Here is a 22,519-nt window from a genome sequence, read left to right on the forward strand (position 1 = left end):
GCCATCAGAGGGAGTGGGAAAGAATCGCGGTGGCCTGGCTGGACAGCACGCCGCCATTGCCGTGCACCAGCGCGACGTCGGCCTTGAACACCTGGCGTTCCCCAGCCTCGCGGCGCAGCTGCGCCACGGCCTCGATGACGAGGAAGATGCTGTACATGCCCGGATGCGTGAACGACAGGCCGCCGCCGTTGGTGTTCATCGGCAAGTCGCCGCCCGGCTCGATGCGCCCGCCGCCGATGAACGCGCCGCCCTCCCCCTTGGCGCAGAATCCCAGGTCTTCCAGAAAGAGGATGGGATTGATGGTGAAGGCGTCGTAGAGCTCGACCAGATCGATGTCGGCGGGAGTCAATCCGGCTTCCGCGAACGCGGCCCGGCCGGAGTCCACCGCGGGCGTGACGGTCACGTCCGGCATGCACGATATCTGCCGGTGCCAGTGGGCGTGCCCGGCGCCCAGCACATAGATGGGCCGCGGATGAAGGTCGCGGGCCCGTTCGGCGCGTGTGACCACGAAGGCGCCGGCGCCGTCGGTCACCAGGCAGCAGTCGCGCACGGTCAGGGGATCCGAGATCATTTTGGCGCCCAGCACCTCGTCGATCGTCAGCGGCGTGCGCAGAAAGGCGTCCGGATTCAGTTGCGCCCATTTGCGCGCCGCCACCGCAACCTCGGCCAGCTGGCGGCGGGTAGTGCCGTACTGGTGCATGTGGCGCGCTGCCGCCAGGGCATAGCTGGATACCGGATTGAACGGCTTGTAGGGATGCTCGTAGGGCTGCGGATCCAGCGCCGCCCGCATCTGATTGATCTGCGTGCTGCTGGGCGCGCTGCGCGGATTGGCGCCGTAGCAGACCAGCACATGCTCGCACTGGCCGGCCTCGATCGCCATGGCCGCGACCTTCAGGTCGGCGATGAACGACGATCCTCCGAACATGGTGCTGTCGGAGAAGCGAGGCCGTATGCCCAGATACTCCGCCATCCGCATCACCCACCATGGCGAGGTCAGGCTCGAGGTGATGATGCCGTCGATATCCTGCATCTTCAGGCCGCTGGCAACCACCGCGCGGTGGGAGGCCTGGGCGATGATTTCCTGTTCGGAACGGCCTTGGCAGTCGCCCAGTCCGGCCATGCCGGTGCCCAGGACCGCGATCGCGCCGCGATAGCTTCTAGTCATGGCTGCTCCTCCAGTCCCACGAACACCAGCAGCGGCGCGCCCTCCACGGCATCGACCCTGGCGCGGACCCGCAGGCCGATGGTCACCGCTTCCACCGGCATGTCGACCACGCGGCTCATCAGGCGCGGACCTTCGTCCAGATCCACCAGGCACACGGTGTAATCGCCGCTCTTGTTGCGAACCACGGTAGTGGAATACACCACGCCGTCGCCGCTGGGCTCGACCCAACGCAGGGCGTCGGAACCGCAATGGGGGCAGACTACCCTGGGATAGAAATGATGCCTGGCGCAGGCCTGGCATAGGGGAATGACGAAGCGGCCCTGCGCGAGCTGCTCGAAGTAATGGCGCTCGGCGCTGGGCGCCCGCTCGTTTGCGGTTTGCGGCATTGATGTGTCCGCCCTGCGGGCGGTTGTCTCCGTTGTATTTCGATCCGCGCCAGGCATGGCCGGCAGAAGTGGATCGATTTTAGGAATGGGTTCCGCGCCTTACCATCCGAAAGATTCGAAGGCTACTTTCGGCATATTCGAAGCGCGCCGGCGCCGCCCGCAAGTCAGAGTAAGATTTACGCCATAACAAACCCTACATGGCAGGAGCAGTGAAGATGGCGAAAGTCGGCATGGTTGGTATCGGCCTCATGGGCCATGGCATCGCAAGCAATCTGGTCAAGCACGGACACGCGCTGACCGTGCTGGAGCATCCGGGCAACCAGCCGCTGGACGCGCTGAAGGCCGCGGGCGCGGCCAGCGTGGCCGATGGCGCCACGCTGGCGGCCCAGTCTGACGTGATCATCCTCTGCGTCACCGGCAGCCCGCAGGTCGAGGCGGTGCTGCTATCCGAAGGCGGCGTGCTGGCGGGCCTGCGGCCGGGCACGGTCATCATCGATTGCTCGACGGCGATTCCATCGTCCACCGTGAAAGTCGCGCAGGCCGTGACAGAATGCGGCGGCCGCTTCCTGGACGCGCCGATGACGCGCACGCCCAAGGAAGCCGCCGAAGGCCGGCTCAACCTGCTGGTGGGCGGCGACGCCGCGTTGTTCGAGGAATGCAAGCCGCTGCTGGCCTGCTTCGCCGAGAACATCACGCACGCCGGGCCGATCGGCGCCGGCCACCGCATGAAGCTGCTGCACAACTACGTGTCGCTGGGCGTGGTCGCCCTGCTGTCGGAAGCGGCGGCTTGCGCCCTGCGCGCGGACATCGACCCGGCGGTGTTCGCCGACGTGCTGGCCAAGGGCGGCGGCGGCGGCGTGGCACTGGAGCGCATCAAGCCGTACCTGCTGGAACAGGATCCGTCCTCGCTGCGGTTCTTCATGTCGAACGCGCAAAAGGACCTGTCCTACTACAACACCATGGCCGCGGAAACGGGCGCGGTGCGCGAAATCGGCGCGGCCGTGCAGCACACCTTCGACCAGGCCGTCACGCAAGGCGGCGGCGACCGCTACGTGCCGGAACTGGTGTCGCTGCTGAAGGATCGCTAGGACGTTCTACCCAGCCATCGCGTCCGTTGCCGCGGACGCGATGGCGGCACTGCGGGCGGCATCGGCCCGCAGTCGGCCGGGCTCAACTTCCCGCCACCGCCACCGCGCGCGGCAGGCCCCGCGCCGGCAGGCGCAGGGAAATCAGCGCGGCCGCCAGCAGCAGCGCGCCCGCAGCCCCGAAGGCCACCCAATGCGTGCCGAAGGTCTCGTAGGCCCAGCCGCCCAGCCATGAGCTGATCATGCCGCCGACCTGGTGGCCCAGGTAGACCAGTCCGTAAAGCACGCCTACCAACCGCACGCCGTAAACGTCCGCAAGAATGGCCGATGACAAGGCGATACTGCCGGCCCATGCAATGCCGCCCAGGGTGGCGGCGGCGTACAGCTCCCAATGCGCGCCCACCGTGACCAGCGCGAAGAAGCCCAGCCCGCGCACGAGGTAAATCGCAGCCAGGATGGCGCGCCGTTCGACCTGGTCGGACATGCGCCCCAGGACCAGGGTGCTGAAGATAGCGACCAGGCCGATCAGTCCTATGCCCAGTGAACTGGTGGTGGCGTCAAAGCCATGGTCCATCAGCATGGGCACGCCATGCGTGCCCAGCAGGTTCATGCTGAAGCCACAGGCGAACAGGCCCAACGCCACCTGCCAGAACGGCAGCGAGTTCAGCGCCGCGCGCACGTTGGGCGCTGGCTGCTTCGCTGCGGCTTTGGCCGGTCCCGCCTTGTCGATGATCTGGTGCGGCAGCAGGTCGGTGTGCTCGGGCGCTTCATCGCGCATGACGAAGAGCGCCATCGGCACTGTCAGCAACGCGAACAGCGCGGCGAAGCCCAGCAGCGTTTCCCGCCAGCCCACGGCCGAGATCGTGAAGGTCAGTGTCGGCGTCATCAGCGCGATGCCTGCCATGGAACCGGTGGACAGGAAGAACAGCGCCATGCCGCGCTGGCGCGTGAACCAGCGGCTGATCACCGGCGTCAACGCCACTGGACTGGTGAAGCCCAGGCCGATGGACAGCGCCACGCCGAAGGACAGCAGGAATTCGATGGGTCCGCGCGCGTAGACCGTCCAGATGATCGACAACACAACGATGGCGGTGCCAGTCAGCAGCACGAAGCGGGTGCCGCGCGTGCCGACCAGATAGCCCGCCAGCGGCATGGCCAGCCCATAGCAGAGCATGCCGAGCGCGACGATGCTGGATAGCGTGCTGCGCGTGAAGCCCAGGGTGTCCGCGATAGGCAGAAAGAACGGCCCGACTCCCATGCGCAGGCCGACGGTCAACAGGGTGAGTACCGTCGCGGCGCCTACGATATTCCAGCCGAAATACCAGCCGCCCGACTCTTGCTTCTCCACTTGCGCTTCTCCTCGATATCTTCTTGTGGCCGCTTTGCGCGCCCAGATTCGCCAACGCCGCCAAAAAAAGGCGGCGGGAGCGGGAAGAACGAGCGTGCACCGGCTTGTCGTCGCCGGCGGCCTGACGCCGCCGGACGCATCATATTACTCCTGGCTATATGTCTGCTCCGCCCGAAATTCAGGAATCTGTTCGGTGAGCGGTCACCGAAGCGCTGTATATTGCTCGCCATTTCGTAGCGCCTGAAGCAGACCGTGAAGTCCAAGACCTCGATGTTCGCCCTGTCCCGCCAGGAAATCGCGCTGGTGCTGGTCACCATGCTGTGGGGAAGCACCTTCCTCATCATCCACATCGCCATGCAGCACAGCGGGCCGCTGTTCTTCGTGGGCGTGCGCTTCACGATCGCCGGCCTGATGGCGCTGCTGATGTTCCGCAAGCACATGGCCGCAATCACCCGCCAGGAGATCGGCGCCGGCATCGCTATCGGCTGCGCCCTGTTCCTGGGCTACTTCCTGCAAACCTACGGCTTGCAAACCATCACCAGCAGCCAGTCCGCCTTCATCACGGCGCTGTACGTGCCCATCGTGCCGCTGCTGCAATGGGCCGTGCTGAAGAAGCCGCCCGGCCTGATGAGCTGGGTGGGCGTGGCGCTGGCCTTCGCTGGCCTGGTCCTGCTGGCCGGTCCGCAAGCGGGCGCCCTGAATTTCAGCGCGGGCGAAGCGGCGACGCTGGCCGGGGCCGCGGCGATTGCCGCCGAGATCATCCTGATCGGCCACTTTGCCAAGAAGGTCGACAGCCGCCGCGTCACCTTCGTGCAGTTGCTGACAGCCGGCCTGGTGTCGTTCGCGCTGATGCCCGTCCTGGGCGAAGCCGTACCCGAATTCTCCTGGCTGTGGGCGGGCGCCGCCATCGGCCTGGGGCTGGCCAGCGCCATCATCCAGCTGGCCATGAACTGGGCGCAGAAGTCGGTGTCGCCAACCCGCGCCACCGTCATCTATGCGGGCGAACCCGTGTGGGGCGGCATCGTCGGACGCCTGGCCGGTGACCGGCTGCCGGCGCTGGCGCTGGTGGGCGCGGGCCTGATCGTGGCCGGCGTGCTGGCCAGCGAAGCCAAGATTGGGCGCAGGAAAAAGCCGCAAGCCGCGGCACAAGACGCGAAAGGCGCCGGCTAGCGGGCCAGGCGCGCGATCAGGCCGGCCTGCGCGGGGTATAGCCGTTGCAGTTCGGCGGCATCGGCCAACTCGAACTCGCTGAACTCGAAGCCCGGCGCCACCGTGCAACCGGCCAAGGCGTAGCCGTCCGGGTCTGCCGGGTTGGCCAGTTCCGCCGCAAACCAACTGCCGGCCGGCACGACCGCCTGGAACGCGGCATCGGGGTCCTCCAGCGCGTCGCCCACCCGCAGGCAGCCGTAGCCGCCATCCGGCGCCAGCACATGGACATGCAGCGCATCCCCCGCATGGAAATGCCAGAGTTCATCGGACTGGATGCGGTGCCAGGTGGACCAGGCGCCGTCGCACAACAGGTAGTAAATGGCGGTGCTGGCCGAGCGGCGCGCGCCATCGCCGCGCGTCACGGCGTCGGCTGCGCGATAGGTTTCGCGGTAGTAGCCGCCTTCGGGATGCGGCAACAGGTCCAGACGGCGTATGAGGTCGGCGGCTGCGGTCATGGCGGAACGGACGCGTGGGAAATGGCGCCAGTCTAGAGCAAAGCCGCGAGGCCTAGGCAGCCTGTTCCAGGAACGCCTGCAAGGCGGGCACGGTATTCAGCACATGCTGGCGCATTGCCGCCTCGCAGCGCGCCGGGTCGCGGGTTTGCAGCGCGGCGATCAATTCCTGGTGCGATTCACGCACCCGCAGGACGCGGCCAGGCTGCGCCACCCACAGGCGCATATAGGGTTCGACGACGGAATGCAGTTCGGAGATCTGGCGCAGCAAGCGCGGCTGCTGGCAGAAGCTGCACAGGTATTCATGGAATTCGCGGTGTGCCGTGATCCAGTCCAGATGTTCGCCCGGCCCCTGCTCCAGCTGCTCCAGCAGCAGGGACAAGCGGCGGATGTGCTCGGCGCCCATGTGCAGCACCGCGTTGCGCATGGCCAGGCCTTCCAGCACTGAGCGCATTTCGAACACTTCCAGCATTTCCTGCTGGTTCAGGCCACGCACCACCGCGCCGCGGTTGGCGCGGATCTCGACCAGTCCTTCGGAAGCCAGACGGCGCAAGGCGCCGCGCACCGGCATGCGGCTGGTGCCGATCTCGGCCGCGACCACCTCGGGTACCAGGCGCTGGCCGGGCGCGTAACGGCCCAGGCGGATTTCACGCTGCAGGTGCAGGTACGCCTCGTCTTCGGCGCTGATCGCTGTCTTCTGGAATTGCAGCATTGGGGATCCAGGGTTAGGGCCAGTCAACACTAAAAGGAGCCTCGCACAGGCCCCACGAAGCCGCCATGATAGATAACCGCAAAAATAACACAAATTGGATCCAGTGATCCATGGATGCAAATCCTAATAGTCCTGGAACGCCTGCTTGCGTCTAATCCCTGCACGCACTCCATAACGCGATCAAGGGGAATTCATGAAGTTTCGTCTCATCCGGGCGCTGGCAGGCGCCGCCGCCGTGGCCTTCGCCTCTCAGGCCGGGGCCCAGGCGACCGACTGGCCGCAGCATCCGGTGCGCATCGTCGTGCCCTTCCAGGCAGGTTCCGCCACCGACCTGATTTCGCGCCAGCTGGGCGCCGCGCTGTCGACGGAACTGGGCCAGCCCTTCGTCGTCGAGGCCCGCCCGGGCGCCGCGGCCGCCATCGGCAGCGCCTCGGTCGCGCGCGCCACGCCCGACGGCTACACGCTGCTGATGGGCGGTCCGGCGGCCATCGTCACCAACCGCTTCCTGCAGAAGCGCTTGGCATACGACCCCGACGCCTTCGCGCTGGTGTCGATGGTGGCCTACACCCCCAACATCCTCTTGGCCAACCCGTCGCAGCCGTTCAAGACCCTGCCGGAAATGGTGGCCTATGCGCGCGCCAACCCCGGCAAGCTGACCTATGCCTCGTTCGGCACCGGCACCACGTCCCACATGGCCGGCGAAATGCTCAAGTCCGTGGCCGGCATCGACATCCTGCACGTGCCGTACAAGGGCGCGGGCGAAGCCATCCCGGCGCTGCTCAGCGGCCAGGTGTCGATGTACTTCGACACCATCATGACCGGCCTGCCTCAGGCCAAGAGCGGCGCGCTGCTGGCGCTGGGCATGTCCAACGCCAAGCGTTCGGCGCTGGCGCCGGAGATCCCCACCATCGCGGAACAAGGCTACGCGGGCTACGACATCGCGCCTTGGTATGGCCTGGTCGCCCCCGAAGGCACGCCGGCCCCGGTGCTCGACAAGCTCAACCGCGCCGTCAACAAAGTGCTTGCCGATCCGGCGCTGCGCAGTAAGCTCGCGGAAGCCGGCGCGGAGCCGCGTGGCGGCAGCCGCGAGGAATTCGCCGCTTTCATCAAGTCTGAAATCCCGCGCACCAAGCAGCTGATCGATCAGGCCGGCATCACGCCCCAGTAATTTTCATCACGAGTTCCCGCATCCATGTCTTTACCCTTCGATTGGTCTTTCCCCTACGCCTCCCGGAAAATGCCGGTCCTGGCCGCCAACGCGGTCGCGACCAGCCAGCCGCTGGCGGCCCAAGCCGGGCTGCGCATGCTGCTGGCCGGCGGCAATGCCGTGGACAGCGCCATCGCCACCGCCATCGCGCTAACGGTGGTCGAACCCGTCATGAACGGCATCGGCGGCGACATGTTCGCGCTGGTCTGGCATGACGGCCAACTGCACGGCCTGAACTCCAGCGGCTGCGCGCCCGCCGCGTGGGCGCCGGAGTACTTCGCCGGACGCGACGCCATGCCCGGCACCGGCTGGGGCACGGTGACCGTGCCGGGCCAGGTCGCGGGCTGGAAGGCCTTGTCGGAACGCTTCGGCAAGCTGCCTTTCGCGCAGCTGTTCGAACCCGCCATCGCCTATGCCGAGGAAGGGTTCGCGGTATCGCCCACCATCGCCCGCCAATGGGCCACGCAGGCGCCCAAGCTGGCGCAGGAGCCGGGCTTCGCCGCCGCCTTCCTGCCCGAGGGACGCGCGCCGCAGGCCGGCGAATGGTGGCGCTTTCCCGCGCAAGGCAAGACGCTGCGCGCCATCGCCGAAAGCGGCGGCGAGAGCTTCTACCGCGGTGAACTCGCCCGGAAGATTGCCGATTTCGCCAGCCAGACCGGCGGCGCGCTCAGCGCCCAGGACCTGGCCGAACACCGCCCCGAATGGGTCGCGCCGATCTCGCAATCGTTCCGCGGCTACGAACTGCACGAGATCCCGCCCAGCGGCCAGGGCATCTCGGCGCTGATGGCGCTGGGCATGTTGGAGCAGTTCGACCTGGAAAGCATGGGCCGCGACAGCGCGGACTACTACCACGTCAGCATCGAAGCGATGAAGCTGGCTTTCGCCGACCTGCACCACCACGTCGCCGATCCGCGTCATATGCGCACCAGCGCTGCCGCCCTGCTAGACCGGTCCTACCTGGCCGAACGCGCACGCCAGATCTCCATGGACCGCGCCAGCGTGCCGGTCGCAGGCACGCCCGCCACCGGCGGCACCGTGTACCTGACCGCGGCCGACGCCAGCGGCACCATGGTGTCCTTCATCCAGTCCAACTACCACGGCTTCGGTTCCGGCGTGGTGGTGCCGGATACGGGCATCAGCCTGCATAACCGCGGCCTGAACTTCGTGCTCACGCCCGGCCATGCCAACCAGGTCGCGCCGCGCAAGAAGCCGATGCACACCATCATTCCGGCGTTCGTCACGCGCGGCGGCCAGCCGCTGATGTCCTTCGGCGTGATGGGCGGGTCGATGCAGGCCCAAGGCCATCTGCAGATGATCACGCGCCTGGCGGCGTTCGGCCAGAATCCGCAGGCCATGAGCGACGCGCCGCGCTTCCGCGTGGAAAAAGGCCCGGTGGTCAACGTGGAATCGCACCTGCCCGCGGACGTGGTCGACGCGTTGCGCGCGCGCGGCCACAACGTCGCGGTGGCTCCTGCGGACAGCCTGGAATTCGGCTCGGCGCAGCTGATCTGCCGCCTACCGCAAGGCGGCTACGTGGCTGCCTCGGACTCGCGCCGCGACGGCCAGGCCGTGGGCTTCTGAGCCCGCATCGGCCAGGCGCCCGGCCTGGCCGGGCGCGACGCGCCAAGCATCGCCGCCGGCAGCGGCGGCGATGCGCATTTAAGGCTATCGGATCACGCGGCGCAGACGGTCGCCAGCGTGATCGGCCAGGCCTGCACGCCCTAGGGCGGCGCTTGCGGCCCGGCGATCAGCAAGACATAGCGCCGGCTCGAGTAGACGGGCTCCAACACCGTGCCCAGTTGCTCGCGGACTCGCGGCAAGTCCGCTTTTTCCACCGCCAGGAAGACCCTGCCGCTCTCGCGGGGCAACACAGTCGCCACACCGTCCACCGGCACCAATCCGGCCTGCCCGCGCGAGTAGTAGCGCGCCGAGAACGGCAGGCTGTCGACGAAGTAGAGCTTTTCGTTGGACGCCATCAACGCATCCGCCCTGGCGACCAACTGCCTTTCGGTTTTGAGCCGTTCCGGGTTGGCCTGCAGCATGGCGCAGAAGACGATCACCGCAACCGGGGCCACCGCCATGCAGGCCAGCGCGGCACGGCCTGGCGCAGAAGCGCGGGCGCGGCTCAGGCACACCCCTATCGCCAGGGCTAGCGGCGGCAAGGCCGGCAGCGCATAGGTCCACAGGATGTTGCCCGACAAGGTGAAAAAGACCGGCGTGGCCGCCCCCCAGGCCAGCAGGTAGGTCCAGCGTGGACGGCGCAGCCATCTCCTGGCCTGCGTCGCGGTCCCGCAGCCCCGCCAGCGGCGCGCAAGCAGCCAGACGCCGAACAGTCCCCAGGGCAGCGATGCCACGACGCCGTCCAGCCAGATGGCGCCATAGGGCCGGCGGTGCGCGGAACCGTAGAGGTCCCCGCTCCAGCCCGCATCGACGAAGCGCAGGAAGTGTTCGCCGACGATGAAGTATTGGAGGAAGCCCGGCGTCTTGATTTCCGCCGCAACGTACCAGGGCAGGACCAGGACAGCCAGCATGATGGCGCCCCCCACCCACGGCAGGCGCCGCAGGTCGACCCTGACGGTCCCCTGCCACAGCATCCACGGCACGATGGCGCCCGCCACCAGCACTGCGGCCAGCGGGCCCTTGGACAAGAGGCCGATGGCCAGCCCCAGGAAGAAGCCGTAGCGCCATAACCCCGCCGCAGGTCCGCGCGCCAGCATGAATGACGCCATGCTGAGCGTAACGCCCAAGGCCAGGAACGGATCGGTCAACACCGCCCCGGCCGCGACCAGGGGCAAGAACATGGAGGCGTACACCAGCACGGCCCATCTGGCGGCCTGCGCCGTGTACAGGCGGCGGCCAAGCGCATAAAGAATGGCGAGCGTCGCCGCCGTGGTCAGCAGCGACGGGAACCGGATGCTGAATTCGCTCAGGCCCAGCAGGCGGATCGACAAGGCCTCGGCCCAGAATCCCAGCGGGGGTTTGCCCCAGAACGGCACGCCCGGCGCGAACCAGGGCGTGATCCAGTCGCCGCTTTCCGCCATCAGCCTGGCGATCTCCGCGTAGCGCGGCTCGGACGTGTCGGCGAACGGCACCAGGACCATCGCCAGCAGGCGCACGCCCAATATCGCCGCCAGGCCGGCGGCCACTGCCCGGGCGCTCAGCTGCAAGCTGCATCCCTCCCATAGCCCGATGCCGCCACGCCCGCGGCACCGCTGTGCTGGACGTCGCGCACCAGATAGACCGGCCGCTGCTTGCTTTCCATGTAGGTCTTGCCCACATACTCGCCCAGCAGGCCAATGGTGATGAGCTGCACGCCGCCCATGAAGGTCATCATCGCCATCAGCGAGGGATAGCCCGCGACATCATCGCCGAATATCAAGGTCTTGAAGATGATGCCGGCGCCGAATACCGCGCCGCCCAGGGCCGCGACCGCGCCCAGCCCCGTCGCCCAGCGCAAGGGCGCGGTGGAGAACGAAGTGATGCCTTCCATCGCCAGGCGGAACAGCGCCAGGTAGCTCCATTTGGTGGTGCCGGCGGCGCGCGGCTCGCGGTCGTAGTCGATGATGCGGGTTGGCATGCCCACCCAGGCATACAGCCCTTTCATGTAGCGGCACCGTTCGGGCAGCTGCATCAGCGCCGCCACGGCGCGCCGGCTCATCAGCCGGAAATCGCCGGTATCGGGCGGGATCGCGGCCTTGCTCAGCCGGCTCAGCAGGCGGTAGTAGGCGTAGGCAGAGAACCGCTTGAGAGCGCTCTCGCCCGCACGGCTGAGCCGCCGCATGCTGACGACGTCCGCGCCCTCCTTCCAGGCGCGGACCATCTCGGGAATGACCTCGGGCGGATCCTGCAGATCGGCGTCCAGCACGATGACCGCGGCGCCAGCCGCATGCTCTATCCCCGCCGTCATCGCCGCCTCCTTGCCGAAGTTCCGGCTCAGCCGGACCAGCTTGATGCCGCGCTCCTCACGCAGCAGCGCCTGCAGGTACTCAGCGCTGCCGTCGTTGCTGCCGTCGTCCACGAACACGATTTCGTACGACAGTCCCAGCGCTTTCAATACCCGCCGCAGGCGCTCGTGGCAGGCCGGCAGCACCTCCCTCTCGTTGAGGAAGGGAATGATGACGGACAGCTGGACCGGGCTGGCGGTACCCAGCACTGCGATATCGATATCAGGTCTGGCATTCATCGGATCGCCTCTCTATCAGGCTTGGTCCCGGGCAGGCGCCGGTTTCGACAGTTCAAGTTCGTCGGCGTCGTCATTCCTGTGCGCCAGGCGGTACAGGGCCGGCAACACCAGCAGCGTGAGGATGGTGGAAGAAATGATGCCGCCGATCACCACGGTGGCCAGCGGGCGCTGCACCTCGGCGCCCGTGCCGGTGGCGATCGCCATCGGCACGAAGCCCAGCGAGGCCACCAGCGCCGTCATCAGCACCGGACGCAAGCGCGTCAGTGCGCCGATGCGCACGGCCTGGGCCACCGATTTGCCTTCTTCGCGCAGGCTGCTGATGAACGACAGCATGACCAGGCCGTTCAGCACCGCCACGCCGCACAGCGCGATGAAGCCCACCGCCGCGGTGATGGAAAGCGGAATGCCGCGCAGCCACAAGGAGATCACGCCGCCGGTCAACGCAAAGGGAATGCCGGTGAACACCAGCAGCCCGTCCTTGACGTTGCCGAACATGGCGAACAGCAGCGCGAATACCAGCAGCAGAGCCGCCGGCACCACGATCTGCAGGCGCTTGGCCGCGGATTGCAGCTGCTCGAAGGTGCCGCCCCAGGACGTCCAGTAACCCGCCGGCACCTGCACCTTTTGCTCGATGGCCACGGTGGCCTCGGACACGAACGAACCCAGGTCGCGGCCCCGCACATTCGCGCTGACCACGATGCGGCGCTTGCCGTCCTCGCGCGAAATCTGGTTGGGACCCGGCGCCAGGTCGAAGGTGGCGACCTCGCTCAGCGGGATGTAGGACGCCTGCGCCTGACCATCCTGCCTGGGCAAGGCGACAGGCAGCTTCTTCAGCGCCGCCAGGTTCTCGCGCACGGCTTCGGGCAGGCGCACCACGATGTCGAAGCGCCGGTCGCCCTGGAAGAAAGTCCCCGCCTCGCGACCGCCCACGGCAATGGCCAGGGTGTCCTGCACGTCCGCCATGCTCAAACCGTAGCGCGCCGCGCGTGCCCGGTCGATGTTGACCGTGAGCATGGGCAGGCCGGTGGTCTGCTCCACCTTCACTTCCGAAGCTCCCGGTATGGTCTGCAAGACCTCGGCAATCTCGGCCGCCGTGCGGTTCAGCACGTCGTTGTCATCGCCGAACACTTTCACCGCCACGTCGCTGCGCACGCCCGAGATCAGCTCGTTGAAGCGCAGCTGGATGGGCTGGGAAAACTCATAGTTGTTGCCGGGGACTTTGTTGGCCTCCTCCTGGATCGCCGCCAGCAACTGGGCGCGGGTCTTCCTCGGGCTGGGCCACTGGTCGATCGGCTTGAGCATGATATAGCCGTCGGAAATGCTGGGCGGCATGGCATCGGACGCAATCTCCGCCGTGCCGGTGCGGGCGAATACGCGCTCGATCTCCGGAAACTTCTGCTTCAGCCGGGTCTCCAGCTGCTTCTGCATCTCGATAGACTGCGTCAGGCTGGTGCCCGGGATCCGCAGCGCCTGGATCGCCATGTCGCCTTCGTTCAGGTTGGGAATGAACTCGCTGCCCATGCGCGCCGCCAGCACCCCGCTCAACACCACGAAGACGGTCGCGCCAACCAGGATCAGCGGCGTGCGGCGCAGCGCGATTTCAAGCAAGGGCTCGTAGCGGCGCTTGGCCCACGCCATCAGGCGGTTCTCTTTCTCGGAGACATTGTTCCCCATGAACATCGCCACCGCCGCGGGCACGAAGGTCACGGACAGGATCATCGCCCCCAGCAACGCCAGCACCACGGTCAGGGCCATGGGATGGAACATGCGCCCTTCCACCCCGCTGAGCGCGAAGATGGGCAGGTACACGACCATGATGATCAACTGGCCGAACAGCAGCGGCCGCCGCGCCTCGCGCGCTGCCGCGAAGACCTCATGGAAGCGTTCGCTGCGCGTCAGCGGCCTGCCATGGTGCGCCCGCGCATGGCTCAGACGCCGCACGCAGTTCTCCACGATGACCACCGCGCCGTCGACGATGATGCCGAAGTCCAGCGCGCCCAGGCTCATCAGGTTGGCGCTGACTTTGTAGGTCACCATGCCGGTGAAGGTGAACAGCATGGATAGCGGGATGATCATGGCCGTGATCAGCGCCGCGCGGATGTTCCCCAGGAACACGAACAGGATGACGATGACCAGCGCCGCGCCTTCCAGCAGGTTCTTCTTGACCGTGGCGATGGCCTTGTCGATCAGGTTGGTGCGGTCGTAGACCGTCACGGCCTGCACGCCGGCCGGCAGCGATTTGTTGATGGCTTCAAGCTTGACGGAAACGGCCTGCGACACCGCGCGGCTGTTCTCGCCTATCAGCATGAACACCGTGCCCAGCACCACTTCCTCGCCGTTGCTGGTCGCCGCGCCCGTGCGCAGCTCGCGCCCGATGGACACCTCGGCCACGTCACGTATGCGGATCGCCTGGCCCTCCACCGTCGCCAATACCACGTCGCGGATGTCGTCCATGGACTTGACCTGCCCGGGGGCCCGGATCAGGTACTGCTCGCCCTTGCGCTCGATGTAGCCCGCGCCGATATTGGCGTTGTTCCGTTCCAGCGCGGTCATGATGTCGGTCAGCGCCAGCCCGTACGAGGCCAGCTTTTCGGTACTGGGCGCCACCTGGTATTCCTTGGCGTAGCCGCCAATGGCGTTGATCTCGGTGACCCCTGAAATATTGCGCAGCTGCGGCTTGATGATCCAGTCCTGGATCTCGCGCAAGTCCATGGGGGTGTAGGGCGTGCCGTCCGGCTTGCGGGCATCGTCCTGAGCCTCCACCGTCCATAGATAGATCTCGCCCAAGCCAGAAGATATCGGCCCCATCATGGGCGTCACGCCCTCGGGCAGTTTCTCCTTTGCTTCCTGCAGGCGCTGGTTCACCAGTTGGCGGGCAAAGTAGATGTCTGTGCCGTCCTTGAAGATGACGGTCACCTGCGACAGGCCATAGCGCGACAGCGAACGCGTCTGCTGCAGCCCCGGCAGGCCGGCCATCACCGTCTCGATCGGATAGGTGACGCGCTGCTCGGTCTCCAGCGGCGAATAGCCCGGCGCGCCGACGTTGATCTGGACCTGCACGTTGGTGATATCCGGCACCGCGTCGATGGCGAGCCTGGAATAGTTGTAGACGCCGATGGCGGCCATGCCCAGGGTGACGAACAGCACCAACCAGCGTTGTTCGATGGCGAAACGGATCAAGCGCTCAAACATGTTCCGCTCCGTCTCAATGCGCGTGCTCGGCGCCGGCCTTGCCCAGCTCCGACTTGAGGACGAAGGTATTTTCGACCGCGTAGCGCGTGCCGGGTGCAAGTCCCGACAGCACCTCGACCCGGTCGTCCGAAGCCTTGCCCAGTTTCACCGGCTGCACCAGAAAACCGCCCGGCACTTCCACGAACACGGTGGGTTCGTTGTCGACGGTCTGGACCGCGTCGGCCGCCACCGTTACCGCGGCGTCGGACATCCGGGTCACCACGTCGACCGAAACAAACAGCCCGGGACGCCAGGCCATGTCCGGATTCTCCAGCGTGACCCGCGCGGTGGCCGTGCGCGTCTGCTGCCCCAGCAGCGAGCCGATGTACGAGACCGTGCCTTCCGCCTTGCCGGCGAACGCGGCGGAGCTCACGCTGGCCGCTTCGCCGACGCGCACATCCTGCAGGTCCTTGGGTGCGATCACGAATTCAGCCCATACCGTGCGCAGGTCCGACAAGGTGAAGATGCTGGCGTTGTCCGGCAGCGCTTCGCCCAGCGCAATATGCTTTTCCACCACCACGCCGTCGAAGGGCGCGCGGATCTCCAGGCTGCCCAGGTCCTTGGAGCGCGGCTCGGCGCCCACGGTCCGTAGCTTCTGCTCGGCGTTCTGCACGGCGATATCGGCCTCCTGCAGCGCGGTGCGCGCCGCCTGGTAGTCCTGTTCGGCGGACACTTTTTCCTGCCACAGGCGCAGTTCGCGCCTGTGGGTCTGGGCGGCAAGATCGCGCCGCTTGGCCGCAGCCAGCCATTCGCTACGCAGCTCGGACAGCGCCGAACTGGACAAGGTCGCCAGCAGTTCACCCTTTTTGACCTGCTGGCCCAGATCCGCCGACACGCTTTGCACCACGCCGGCCATGCGCGGCACCACGTGCGCGGTGCGGTCCGCGTTGAATTTGATTTCGCCCGGGAACTGCACGGACGTCGCCAGCGCCGCAGGCGCGGCGACTTCGGACTTGATACCGGCCACCGCGATCTGCTCGGGCGTCAGGGCGATTTTTTCCTGTTCCTTCGCAGCCTCCGCGCCTTGTTCCGTCTCGGCATGCCCGTGATCCGCTTCGCCCGCGGCCTGCGCCGGGTACGCGGGCGCCAGCAGCAGCGCCGCGCACAGGCCGGCCGCCGTCCACATCATGGGGTGTTGCTTGTTTTTGTGTTTTGCCATTTCTTATGCTCGTTTCAACGTCCGAGAATGCGGTCGATATCCGCGGAAGCCTGGTACACGGATGCCAGCACCGTCAGGTAGGCGATGTTTCCGTCGGACAGGGTGCGCTGCGCGTCCAGCACTTCCAGGTAGCCGAACTTCCCTGCTTCGAAGCCCTTGCGCGCGGCGTCATAGGCCTGGGTGGCGCCCGGCAGCACCGCGGTCCGGTATTCACGCGCGGAGCCCACCGCCAGATCGAACCGGGTCACGGCCTGCAGCAGTTCCCCCATCAGGCCGGATTCCAGCTCGCGGAATTGGTCCTGCGCCTTGTAGGCCTGCATGGTGGCGGCGTAGACATTGCCCTGGTTCCGATCGAAGATCGGCAAGGGAATGGAGACGCCGAGCTGGGCCTTGTTGCGGCCTGCCTCGTTATCGCGGGCCACGCCCGCGCTCAAGGTGATGTCCGGATAACGCTTGCTCTTCTCGACCTCCAGCTGCGCCTGCCCCAGGTCGACGGCGAGCTTGCCGCCCTGCATCCTGGGCGTTGCGGCCAGGCCGGCGCGCAGCTCGTCGATGGACGCCCGCTCCGGCAACGTTTTCAGATCTCCACCCACGCTGGCGAAGCCAGGCTCCGCTTCGCCCCAGAGCAGGCCGAGCTTGCGGCGCGCGCCCAGCAACGCCGCCTCGGCGCCGCGCGCCTCGATGCGCGCATTGGCCAGCGCAACCTGGGCCTTGCTGCCTTCCAGGGGCGGCGCCTTGCCGGCGGCCACGCGCCTCTCGGCCAGCTGCAAGGCGCCGCTGGCGATGTCCACGGTGCCGCGCGTCACACGCACGGATTCCTGCGCCACCGCCACGTCGAAGAAAGCCGCGATGACCGCCGCCCGCAGGCCGGCCCGCGTGCCCGCCACGTCCTGGCGCGCCATGTCCCGGGACAGGCCTGCCGCCTTGACCCGGGCGGCGCGCTTGCCGCCCGTTTCCAGCGGCATGTTCAACATGGTGGTGGTGGTGCGCGTGGCCGATTTCGTATCGTCCACGCTGACGTCGATGGAAGGGTTGGGCAGCAGGCCCGCCTGCGTCAGCAGGCCTTCGGTCGCCGCGGCCTCATTCTTTGCCGCGGCGAATCCGGGATTGCGTTCCAGCGCCGCGGCCAGGGCGTTCTCCAGCGTCAGCACGGCGCCTGTCTGGCTCTGCTCCATGGGTACGGGAGCGCGGGCCGCGCCTGCGTCCTGGGCGGACGCGGACGCGGCGATCATCAGGGCCGCCAGGGTCAGCGGCAAGGCAGATACATGCATGGTTCAACCAAGGAAGGTGCGAGCCGGCAATGTATCCAGACGGGCGCGTCAATCGACCGACAGAAAAATGACATTTCCGTAAGGTTCTCGGGCCTTACAAAAACGTAATCAGGGAGTTCGCGAATTGACGGACACGGGTCCGTAGAGTGTCACCGTCGCTACACAAACAGCGTGTATGCGCCTGACGGAACACCGCTACCGGCGCCACGCCCAACCTGGGAGATATCCATGAAGATCAAAACCGCCGCCACCGCCCTCGCCCTGGGTTCCGCGTTGGCCTTTCCCTTTGCCGCCAGCGCCTCGAGCACCTGGCACCAGACCAATACGGAAATCGGCTACGCCATCGCGCCGGACCACGCCACCGCCGGCAAGACACGCGAAGAAGTGAAAGCCGAGCTGGCCGTGGCCAAGTCCGACCCGAAGCAGTGGTTCCTGACCAATCTGAACGCCGCCAAGCCTGGCTGGGTCAGGCAAGGCACCTCCCGCACCCGCGCGGACGCCATGGCGGAAATCGAGGCCATGACGCCGGCCGAACGCGCCCGCCTGGACGCGATCTACACCCCGGGCTGAACCCCGGCCCCGTGGCGGACGCGTCCCGCGTGCCTGCCGGCGCTGCGCAGGGCGGCTGGGCCGCCCTGTTTGCGTTTCTTTCCCCGCCACGATTCCGCCTAGAATAGGACTCAGAATCCGAGGACTTCCGCGCACTCTTTTTATTCTGCTGATATGAAAGTACTCGTAATCGAAGACGAAAAAAAACTCGCCGAGTACTTGCGGCGAGCGCTGACCGAACACAACTACGTCGTCGACGTGGCCCTGGACGGCGTCACCGGCCTTCATCTGGTCCGTGAAAGCCAATACGACCTGGTCCTGCTGGACGTGATGCTGCCGGCCATGGACGGCTTTTCCGTGCTGGCCGAGATCCGCAAGACCAGCCGCGTCCCCGTCCTGATGCTGACCGCGCGCGACAAGCTCGAAGACCGGGTCAAGGGCCTGCGCGACGGCGCCGACGACTACCTGGCCAAGCCTTTCGCCTTGTCGGAACTGCTGGCCCGCGTGCTGGCGCTGGGCCGGCGCAGCGGCCACGGCCAGACCGAAACCATTGCCCAGAACGTGCTGCGCATCGACGGGCTGGAGCTGGACCTGCTGCGCCGGCGCGCCAGCCGCGACGGCGTGCGGCTGGACCTGACCGCCAAGGAATTCACCTTGCTGGCGCTGCTGATGCGCAAACAGGGGGAAGTCCTGTCGCGGCTGGAGCTGGCCGAACAGGTGTGGGACATCAACTTCAACAGCAACACCAACGTGGTCGAGGTCGCGATCCGCCGCCTGCGCGGCAAGGTCGACGAACCCTTCGACAAGAAGCTGCTGCATACCGTGCGCGGCATGGGCTACGTGCTGGAACCGCGGAGCGACTGATGTCCGGGCAGCGCCCCCAATCGCTGCATCGCTGGCTGTCGCGCTGGCTGGCGATCCAGACCTTCATCGCACTTGGCCTGGTCTGCGTCGCGGTCTATTACGCGACCAACCTGAACCTGGCCAGCCGCCAGGAAGCCCTGCTGCAACAGAAGGTCGAAGTCGTGCGGCACCTGGTCGAGGAAAACGCCGCCAGCCAGGACTCCACCCGCCTGCGCCACAAGCTGAGCGACTTCTTCTACGGGCGTCCGGATTTCTCGCTGGTGCTGGAGATAGACGGCGAAAAGGTCTACTACGGCAGCCCCATCGCCGGCGACAACGATTTCCACCATGAGCGGCGCATTGCCTTCACGCTGCCCTATCCCGGCGCGCCCGGCGACGCCATGAACGCGGAACTGGTGCTGGACATCTCCAGCGACATCCTGCTGCGCAAGGCGCTGGCCTGGACCTTGTTTGCCTGCGCCCTGGCGGGCGCCATCGTCGTGGCGGCGGTGGGAACGCTGCTGGTGCGCCGCGGGCTGGCGCCGCTGGACGCGCTGGGCAAACAGGCGGCGCAGCTGTCTCCGGACCGCATCGGCGAACGGCTCGACGAAAGCGGCCAGCCCTGCGAGATCCGGCCGCTGGTGCGCCAGTTCAACGCAGTGCTCCAACGGCTTGAGCGCGCCTACGTGCAGATGGAAGGATTCAACGCCGACGTCGCACACGAGATGCGCACGCCGCTGGCGACCCTGATCGGCGAGACCGAGCTGGCGCTGAGCACGCGCCCATCGCCGCAAGCGCTGCTGGAAACGCTGGGCTCCAATCTGGAGGAACTGCAACGCCTCTCCAGCATCGTCAACGACATGCTGTTCCTGTCGCAGGCCGACCGCGGCGCGCAGGCCCGAGGCAGCTGGCAGAACAGCCTGTCCGCCATCGTCCAGGAGGTCACGCAGTATCACGAGGCCGAAGCCCTGGACGCCGGGGTCGATATCGCCGTGGTGGGCGACGCGCCGGCCCAGGTCGACCGTACGCTATTTCAGCGCGCCGTATCCAACCTGGTCTCGAACGCCGTGCGCTATGCCGCCCCGGGCAGCGTGATCGAAGTCGAGATCGCGCGCGGCGCCCCCGAAGAAATCCTGATCTCCGTGCGGAACCAGGGCGAGCCGATACCGGAAGAGCATCTGCCGCGGCTTTTCTACCGCTTCTACCGCAGCGACACCTCGCGCGAGTTCGACGCCAACCACCATGGGCTGGGGCTGGCCATTGTCGCCGCCATCGCCCGCATGCACGGCGGCCGCAGCTACGCCAGATCGGCGAACCGGACCACGACCATAGGCTTCAGCATCGCGGCGGCGAACATTACAGAAAGCTAATCCGCCTGTCCGGATTCTGTCCGCGCCCGCTCCCTAGAATTTCTCCATGCCGCTTGAAGACCGGCCGCTACAGCGGCTTTCAAGGGCGCCGGCCTCAGGGAGGCCATCTGCCTCCCCTGGATTTTTGAGACTGCCGGATTACGTTCCATGGAGAAATTATGAATCGTCTGACCCTGTTGATCCTTGCCATTTCCGTTGCCGCTGCGGCCCCGGCTGTCCAGGCCGAGCCAAAGACCCGCGAACAGGTCAGGCTCGAGCTCGAGCAGGCGAAGAACGCCGGCCTGGTCACGTACGGCGAGCTGGACTATCCGCCCGCCATCGCGCCCGCCCAAACCGGCAAGACCAGCGCCCAAGTCGCCGACGAGCTGCAACGCGCCAAGGCCGCCGGCCTGGTCACCTACGGCGAGCTGGACTACCCGCCGTCCCCGCCCGCCACCACATCCAAGACGCGCGCGGAAGTCCGCGCCGACCTGAACCTGTGGAAGCGCTCGGGCATGGCGGACCTCTATCGCGGATCACAAGGGCCTGACGTGTTCAGCCTGAAGTATCGTCAGCGCTACGCGGAGTATGTCAGGATGCGCACGGGCGCGGAGTATCGGCAGCAGCTGGAGATCGAGAACGGCAGGCAATAAGCACCGGCCGAAGCGCGACCCGGCATGAATGCAGGAGCGCCCCCCTCCTCAGTCCTCTTCGACAAATGCCTCCTCGCGCTTCTTGCGGATGTTCGGCAAGGCAACCAGCACCACCAGCACTAGCGCCGCGCCCAGCAGGCTCGCGGACAGCGGCCGCTCCACGAAAGTCGTGAAATCGCCGCGCGACAGCAGCAGCGCGCGGCGGAAGTTTTCTTCCATCATGGGGCCGAGCACCAGGCCAAGCAGCAGGGGCGCGCCCTCACAGCGCAGCTTGCTCCAGATGTAGCCAACGACGCCGAAGAAGGCCGTCATGTATAGATCGAAGGTGTTGTAGTTGAGCGAGTACACCCCGATCGTGCAGAACACCAGGATCGCGGGGAACAGGATGCGATAGGGAACCTTGAGCAGCTTGACCCAGAGCCCGACCAGCGGCAGGTTGAGTATCACCAGCATCAGGTTGCCGATCCACATCGACGCGATCAGGCCCCAGAACAGCTCCGGATGGCTGGTCATGACCTGGGGGCCGGGCTGGATGTTGTGGATGGTCATCGCGCCCACCATCAACGCCATCACCGCATTGCCCGGAATGCCCAGCGTCAGCAGCGGAATGAAGGACGCCTGCGCGCCGGCGTTATTGGCCGATTCCGGCCCGGCCAGTCCGGCCGGGTGCCCTTTGCCGAAACGCCCGGGTTCCTTGGACAGCTTCTTTTCCAGCGTGTAGGAAGCGAAGGCCGACAGCACCGAGCCGCCCCCGGGCAGGATGCCCAGCATCGATCCGACCGCCGTGCCGCGCACAATCGCAGGCGCCGCCTCGCGGATCTCCTGCCGGTTGGGATACAGCGAGCCCACCTTGTCCGTGATCTCGACCCGCTTGTCCTTCAGTTCCAGGTTGTTCATGATCTCGGCAAAGCCGAACACGCCCATCGCCACGATCGCGAAATTGATGCCGTCCTGCAGTTCAGGAATACCGAAGTCGTACCGGGCCACGCCGGAATTGACGTCGGTGCCGACCAGGCCGAGCAGCAGGCCCAGCAGGATCATGCAGATCGCCTTGACCAGCGAACCGGAGGCCAGCACCACCGCCCCCACCAGACCCAGCGTCATCAGCGAGAAGTACTCGGCCGGCCCGAACTTGAACGCGACCTCGGCCAGCGGCGGCGCGAATGCCGCGATCAGCATGGTGGCCACCGAGCCCGCGAAGAAGGAGCCGATGGCGGCGAGCGACAGCGCGGCGCCGCCGCGGCCGTTGCGGGCCATCTGGTGGCCGTCGAGCACCGTGACGACCGCCGATGTCTCGCCTGGCAGGTTGACCAGTATGGCGGTGGTCGAGCCGCCGTACTGTGTGCCGTAATAGATGCCGGCCAGCATGATCAGCCCCGCGACGGGCGGCAACACATAAGTGATCGGCAGCAGCATCGCAATGGTGGGCACGGGTCCCAGGCCAGGCAGCACCCCCACCAGCGTGCCCAGCACGCATCCCAACAGCGCATACAGCAGGTTTTCCGGCGTAAACGCCACGGAGAACCCCAGCATGAGGTTATCGACAAGTTCCATCCCCGCTCCTTGGTGTTTTTATCGTGATACGAAAATAGATCGTAATGCGATATAAATAACCAAGAAACCCGGGTTTTTACGGACTGGGGGAAGCGCAGCTGAAGAATGGCGGGCGCGCTGTCGATCTGCGCAACCCGCTCGCTACGATGCGATGCCGAGGTCA

At 66.6% G+C, this 22,519-nt stretch carries 19 protein-coding genes; 8 read left to right on the forward strand and 11 right to left on the reverse strand.

The window, feature by feature from the left end; translation table 11 throughout:
- Positions 1-4: 4 nt before the first annotated feature.
- Complete coding sequence (locus tag IPU70_RS27300; RefSeq protein ID WP_207472399.1) at positions 5-1,165, reverse strand: thiolase; 1,161 nt, start codon at positions 1,163-1,165, stop codon at positions 5-7.
- The gene (locus tag IPU70_RS27305) at positions 1,162-1,551 is read right to left on the reverse strand and encodes a Zn-ribbon domain-containing OB-fold protein (RefSeq protein ID WP_207472400.1); all 390 of its coding nucleotides are present in this window, start codon (positions 1,549-1,551) and stop codon (positions 1,162-1,164) included. Before IPU70_RS27305 ends, IPU70_RS27300 begins: the two co-directional genes overlap by 4 nt.
- 215 nt (positions 1,552-1,766) lie before the next feature.
- Between IPU70_RS27305 and IPU70_RS27310 the strand changes: the two genes are divergently transcribed.
- Positions 1,767-2,639, forward strand: coding sequence for an NAD(P)-dependent oxidoreductase (locus IPU70_RS27310; RefSeq protein WP_207472401.1), 873 nt, complete (start codon positions 1,767-1,769; stop codon positions 2,637-2,639).
- An 82-nt stretch (positions 2,640-2,721) separates the two neighbouring features.
- On the opposite strand, the gene IPU70_RS27315 is transcribed toward IPU70_RS27310, so the two are convergent.
- Complete coding sequence (locus tag IPU70_RS27315; protein ID WP_207472402.1) at positions 2,722-3,984, reverse strand: MFS transporter; 1,263 nt, start codon at positions 3,982-3,984, stop codon at positions 2,722-2,724.
- A 270-nt stretch (positions 3,985-4,254) separates the two neighbouring features.
- Here IPU70_RS27315 and IPU70_RS27320 point away from each other — a divergent pair, with 270 nt between their 5' ends.
- Complete coding sequence (locus IPU70_RS27320) at positions 4,255-5,154, forward strand: DMT family transporter (protein ID WP_207472427.1); 900 nt, start codon at positions 4,255-4,257, stop codon at positions 5,152-5,154.
- Here the strand turns inward: IPU70_RS27320 and IPU70_RS27325 are convergent.
- Complete coding sequence (locus IPU70_RS27325; protein WP_207472403.1) at positions 5,151-5,648, reverse strand: cupin domain-containing protein; 498 nt, start codon at positions 5,646-5,648, stop codon at positions 5,151-5,153. The genes IPU70_RS27320 and IPU70_RS27325 overlap by 4 nt on opposite strands.
- 52 nt (positions 5,649-5,700) lie before the next feature.
- Positions 5,701-6,357: a GntR family transcriptional regulator gene (locus IPU70_RS27330; protein WP_013395291.1), complete on the reverse strand. Its 657-nt coding sequence runs from the start codon at positions 6,355-6,357 to the stop codon at positions 5,701-5,703.
- 193 nt (positions 6,358-6,550) lie between these two features.
- Here IPU70_RS27330 and IPU70_RS27335 point away from each other — a divergent pair, with 193 nt between their 5' ends.
- Positions 6,551-7,525 carry a tripartite tricarboxylate transporter substrate binding protein gene (locus IPU70_RS27335; RefSeq protein ID WP_207472404.1) on the forward strand — a complete coding sequence of 325 codons (975 nt, stop codon included), beginning with the start codon at positions 6,551-6,553 and terminating at the stop codon, positions 7,523-7,525.
- A gap of 24 nt (positions 7,526-7,549) precedes the next feature.
- The gene (gene ggt, locus IPU70_RS27340) at positions 7,550-9,145 is read left to right on the forward strand and encodes a gamma-glutamyltransferase (RefSeq protein ID WP_207472405.1); all 1,596 of its coding nucleotides are present in this window, start codon (positions 7,550-7,552) and stop codon (positions 9,143-9,145) included.
- Positions 9,146-9,285: 140 nt separating this feature from the next.
- Here ggt and IPU70_RS27345 read toward each other — a convergent pair whose 3' ends face one another.
- From IPU70_RS27345 to IPU70_RS27365, 5 genes are read right to left on the reverse strand one after another with little or no spacing between them, the layout of a single operon-like run.
- Positions 9,286-10,731 carry a glycosyltransferase family 39 protein gene (locus IPU70_RS27345; protein ID WP_207472406.1) on the reverse strand — a complete coding sequence of 482 codons (1,446 nt, stop codon included), beginning with the start codon at positions 10,729-10,731 and terminating at the stop codon, positions 9,286-9,288.
- Positions 10,722-11,747 (reverse strand): glycosyltransferase family 2 protein, encoded by a 1,026-nt coding sequence (locus tag IPU70_RS27350; RefSeq protein WP_207472407.1) that lies wholly within the window; start codon positions 11,745-11,747, stop codon positions 10,722-10,724. The genes IPU70_RS27345 and IPU70_RS27350 overlap by 10 nt, the downstream gene beginning before the upstream one ends.
- Positions 11,748-11,762: 15 nt before the next feature.
- Complete coding sequence (locus IPU70_RS27355; RefSeq protein ID WP_207472408.1) at positions 11,763-14,939, reverse strand: CusA/CzcA family heavy metal efflux RND transporter; 3,177 nt, start codon at positions 14,937-14,939, stop codon at positions 11,763-11,765.
- Between the two features lie 13 nt (positions 14,940-14,952).
- Entirely contained in the window at positions 14,953-16,137 is a 1,185-nt protein-coding gene (locus IPU70_RS27360; RefSeq protein WP_207472409.1) for an efflux RND transporter periplasmic adaptor subunit, read from the reverse strand.
- A 14-nt stretch (positions 16,138-16,151) separates the two neighbouring features.
- The gene (locus IPU70_RS27365; protein ID WP_207472410.1) at positions 16,152-17,408 is read right to left on the reverse strand and encodes a TolC family protein; all 1,257 of its coding nucleotides are present in this window, start codon (positions 17,406-17,408) and stop codon (positions 16,152-16,154) included.
- Positions 17,409-17,636: 228 nt separating this feature from the next.
- Between IPU70_RS27365 and IPU70_RS27370 the strand changes: the two genes are divergently transcribed.
- From IPU70_RS27370 to IPU70_RS27385, 4 genes are all read left to right on the forward strand, one after another.
- Positions 17,637-17,978 (forward strand): DUF4148 domain-containing protein, encoded by a 342-nt coding sequence (locus tag IPU70_RS27370; protein WP_207472411.1) that lies wholly within the window; start codon positions 17,637-17,639, stop codon positions 17,976-17,978.
- Between the two features lie 153 nt (positions 17,979-18,131).
- Complete coding sequence (locus tag IPU70_RS27375; protein WP_013395300.1) at positions 18,132-18,821, forward strand: heavy metal response regulator transcription factor; 690 nt, start codon at positions 18,132-18,134, stop codon at positions 18,819-18,821.
- Complete coding sequence (locus tag IPU70_RS27380) at positions 18,821-20,170, forward strand: heavy metal sensor histidine kinase (RefSeq protein ID WP_207472412.1); 1,350 nt, start codon at positions 18,821-18,823, stop codon at positions 20,168-20,170. The genes IPU70_RS27375 and IPU70_RS27380 overlap by 1 nt, the downstream gene beginning before the upstream one ends.
- Before the next feature lie 158 nt (positions 20,171-20,328).
- On the forward strand, positions 20,329-20,802 hold the full coding sequence (locus IPU70_RS27385; RefSeq protein ID WP_207472413.1) for a DUF4148 domain-containing protein: 474 nt from the start codon (positions 20,329-20,331) through the stop codon (positions 20,800-20,802).
- 48 nt (positions 20,803-20,850) lie between these two features.
- On the opposite strand, the gene IPU70_RS27390 is transcribed toward IPU70_RS27385, so the two are convergent.
- Entirely contained in the window at positions 20,851-22,356 is a 1,506-nt protein-coding gene (locus IPU70_RS27390; RefSeq protein WP_207472414.1) for a tripartite tricarboxylate transporter permease, read from the reverse strand.
- Positions 22,357-22,519: the final 163 nt, after the last annotated feature.

Origin of the sequence: Achromobacter sp. SD115 (assembly GCF_017355315.1) — a bacterium.
In the GTDB taxonomy this organism is placed as follows: domain Bacteria; phylum Pseudomonadota; class Gammaproteobacteria; order Burkholderiales; family Burkholderiaceae_B; genus Achromobacter; species Achromobacter xylosoxidans_B.

Excerpts from the sequence above, each read along its gene's own strand:
- IPU70_RS27305 (WP_207472400.1), bottom strand. The coding sequence starts at position 1,551 with ATGCCGCAAACCGCAAACGAGCGGGCGCCCAGCGCCGAGCGCCATTAC.
- IPU70_RS27380 (WP_207472412.1), top strand. The coding sequence starts at position 18,821 with ATGTCCGGGCAGCGCCCCCAATCGCTGCATCGCTGGCTGTCGCGCTGG.
- IPU70_RS27350 (WP_207472407.1), bottom strand. The coding sequence starts at position 11,747 with ATGAATGCCAGACCTGATATCGATATCGCAGTGCTGGGTACCGCCAGC.
- IPU70_RS27300 (WP_207472399.1), bottom strand. The coding sequence starts at position 1,165 with ATGACTAGAAGCTATCGCGGCGCGATCGCGGTCCTGGGCACCGGCATG.
- IPU70_RS27365 (WP_207472410.1), bottom strand. The coding sequence starts at position 17,408 with ATGCATGTATCTGCCTTGCCGCTGACCCTGGCGGCCCTGATGATCGCC.
- IPU70_RS27320 (WP_207472427.1), top strand. The coding sequence starts at position 4,255 with ATGTTCGCCCTGTCCCGCCAGGAAATCGCGCTGGTGCTGGTCACCATG.
- IPU70_RS27330 (WP_013395291.1), bottom strand. The coding sequence starts at position 6,357 with ATGCTGCAATTCCAGAAGACAGCGATCAGCGCCGAAGACGAGGCGTAC.
- IPU70_RS27370 (WP_207472411.1), top strand. The coding sequence starts at position 17,637 with ATGAAGATCAAAACCGCCGCCACCGCCCTCGCCCTGGGTTCCGCGTTG.
- IPU70_RS27360 (WP_207472409.1), bottom strand. The coding sequence starts at position 16,137 with ATGGCAAAACACAAAAACAAGCAACACCCCATGATGTGGACGGCGGCC.
- IPU70_RS27390 (WP_207472414.1), bottom strand. The coding sequence starts at position 22,356 with ATGGAACTTGTCGATAACCTCATGCTGGGGTTCTCCGTGGCGTTTACG.
- IPU70_RS27385 (WP_207472413.1), top strand. The coding sequence starts at position 20,329 with ATGAATCGTCTGACCCTGTTGATCCTTGCCATTTCCGTTGCCGCTGCG.
- IPU70_RS27325 (WP_207472403.1), bottom strand. The coding sequence starts at position 5,648 with ATGACCGCAGCCGCCGACCTCATACGCCGTCTGGACCTGTTGCCGCAT.
- IPU70_RS27310 (WP_207472401.1), top strand. The coding sequence starts at position 1,767 with ATGGCGAAAGTCGGCATGGTTGGTATCGGCCTCATGGGCCATGGCATC.
- IPU70_RS27355 (WP_207472408.1), bottom strand. The coding sequence starts at position 14,939 with ATGTTTGAGCGCTTGATCCGTTTCGCCATCGAACAACGCTGGTTGGTG.
- IPU70_RS27375 (WP_013395300.1), top strand. The coding sequence starts at position 18,132 with ATGAAAGTACTCGTAATCGAAGACGAAAAAAAACTCGCCGAGTACTTG.
- ggt (WP_207472405.1), top strand. The coding sequence starts at position 7,550 with ATGTCTTTACCCTTCGATTGGTCTTTCCCCTACGCCTCCCGGAAAATG.
- IPU70_RS27335 (WP_207472404.1), top strand. The coding sequence starts at position 6,551 with ATGAAGTTTCGTCTCATCCGGGCGCTGGCAGGCGCCGCCGCCGTGGCC.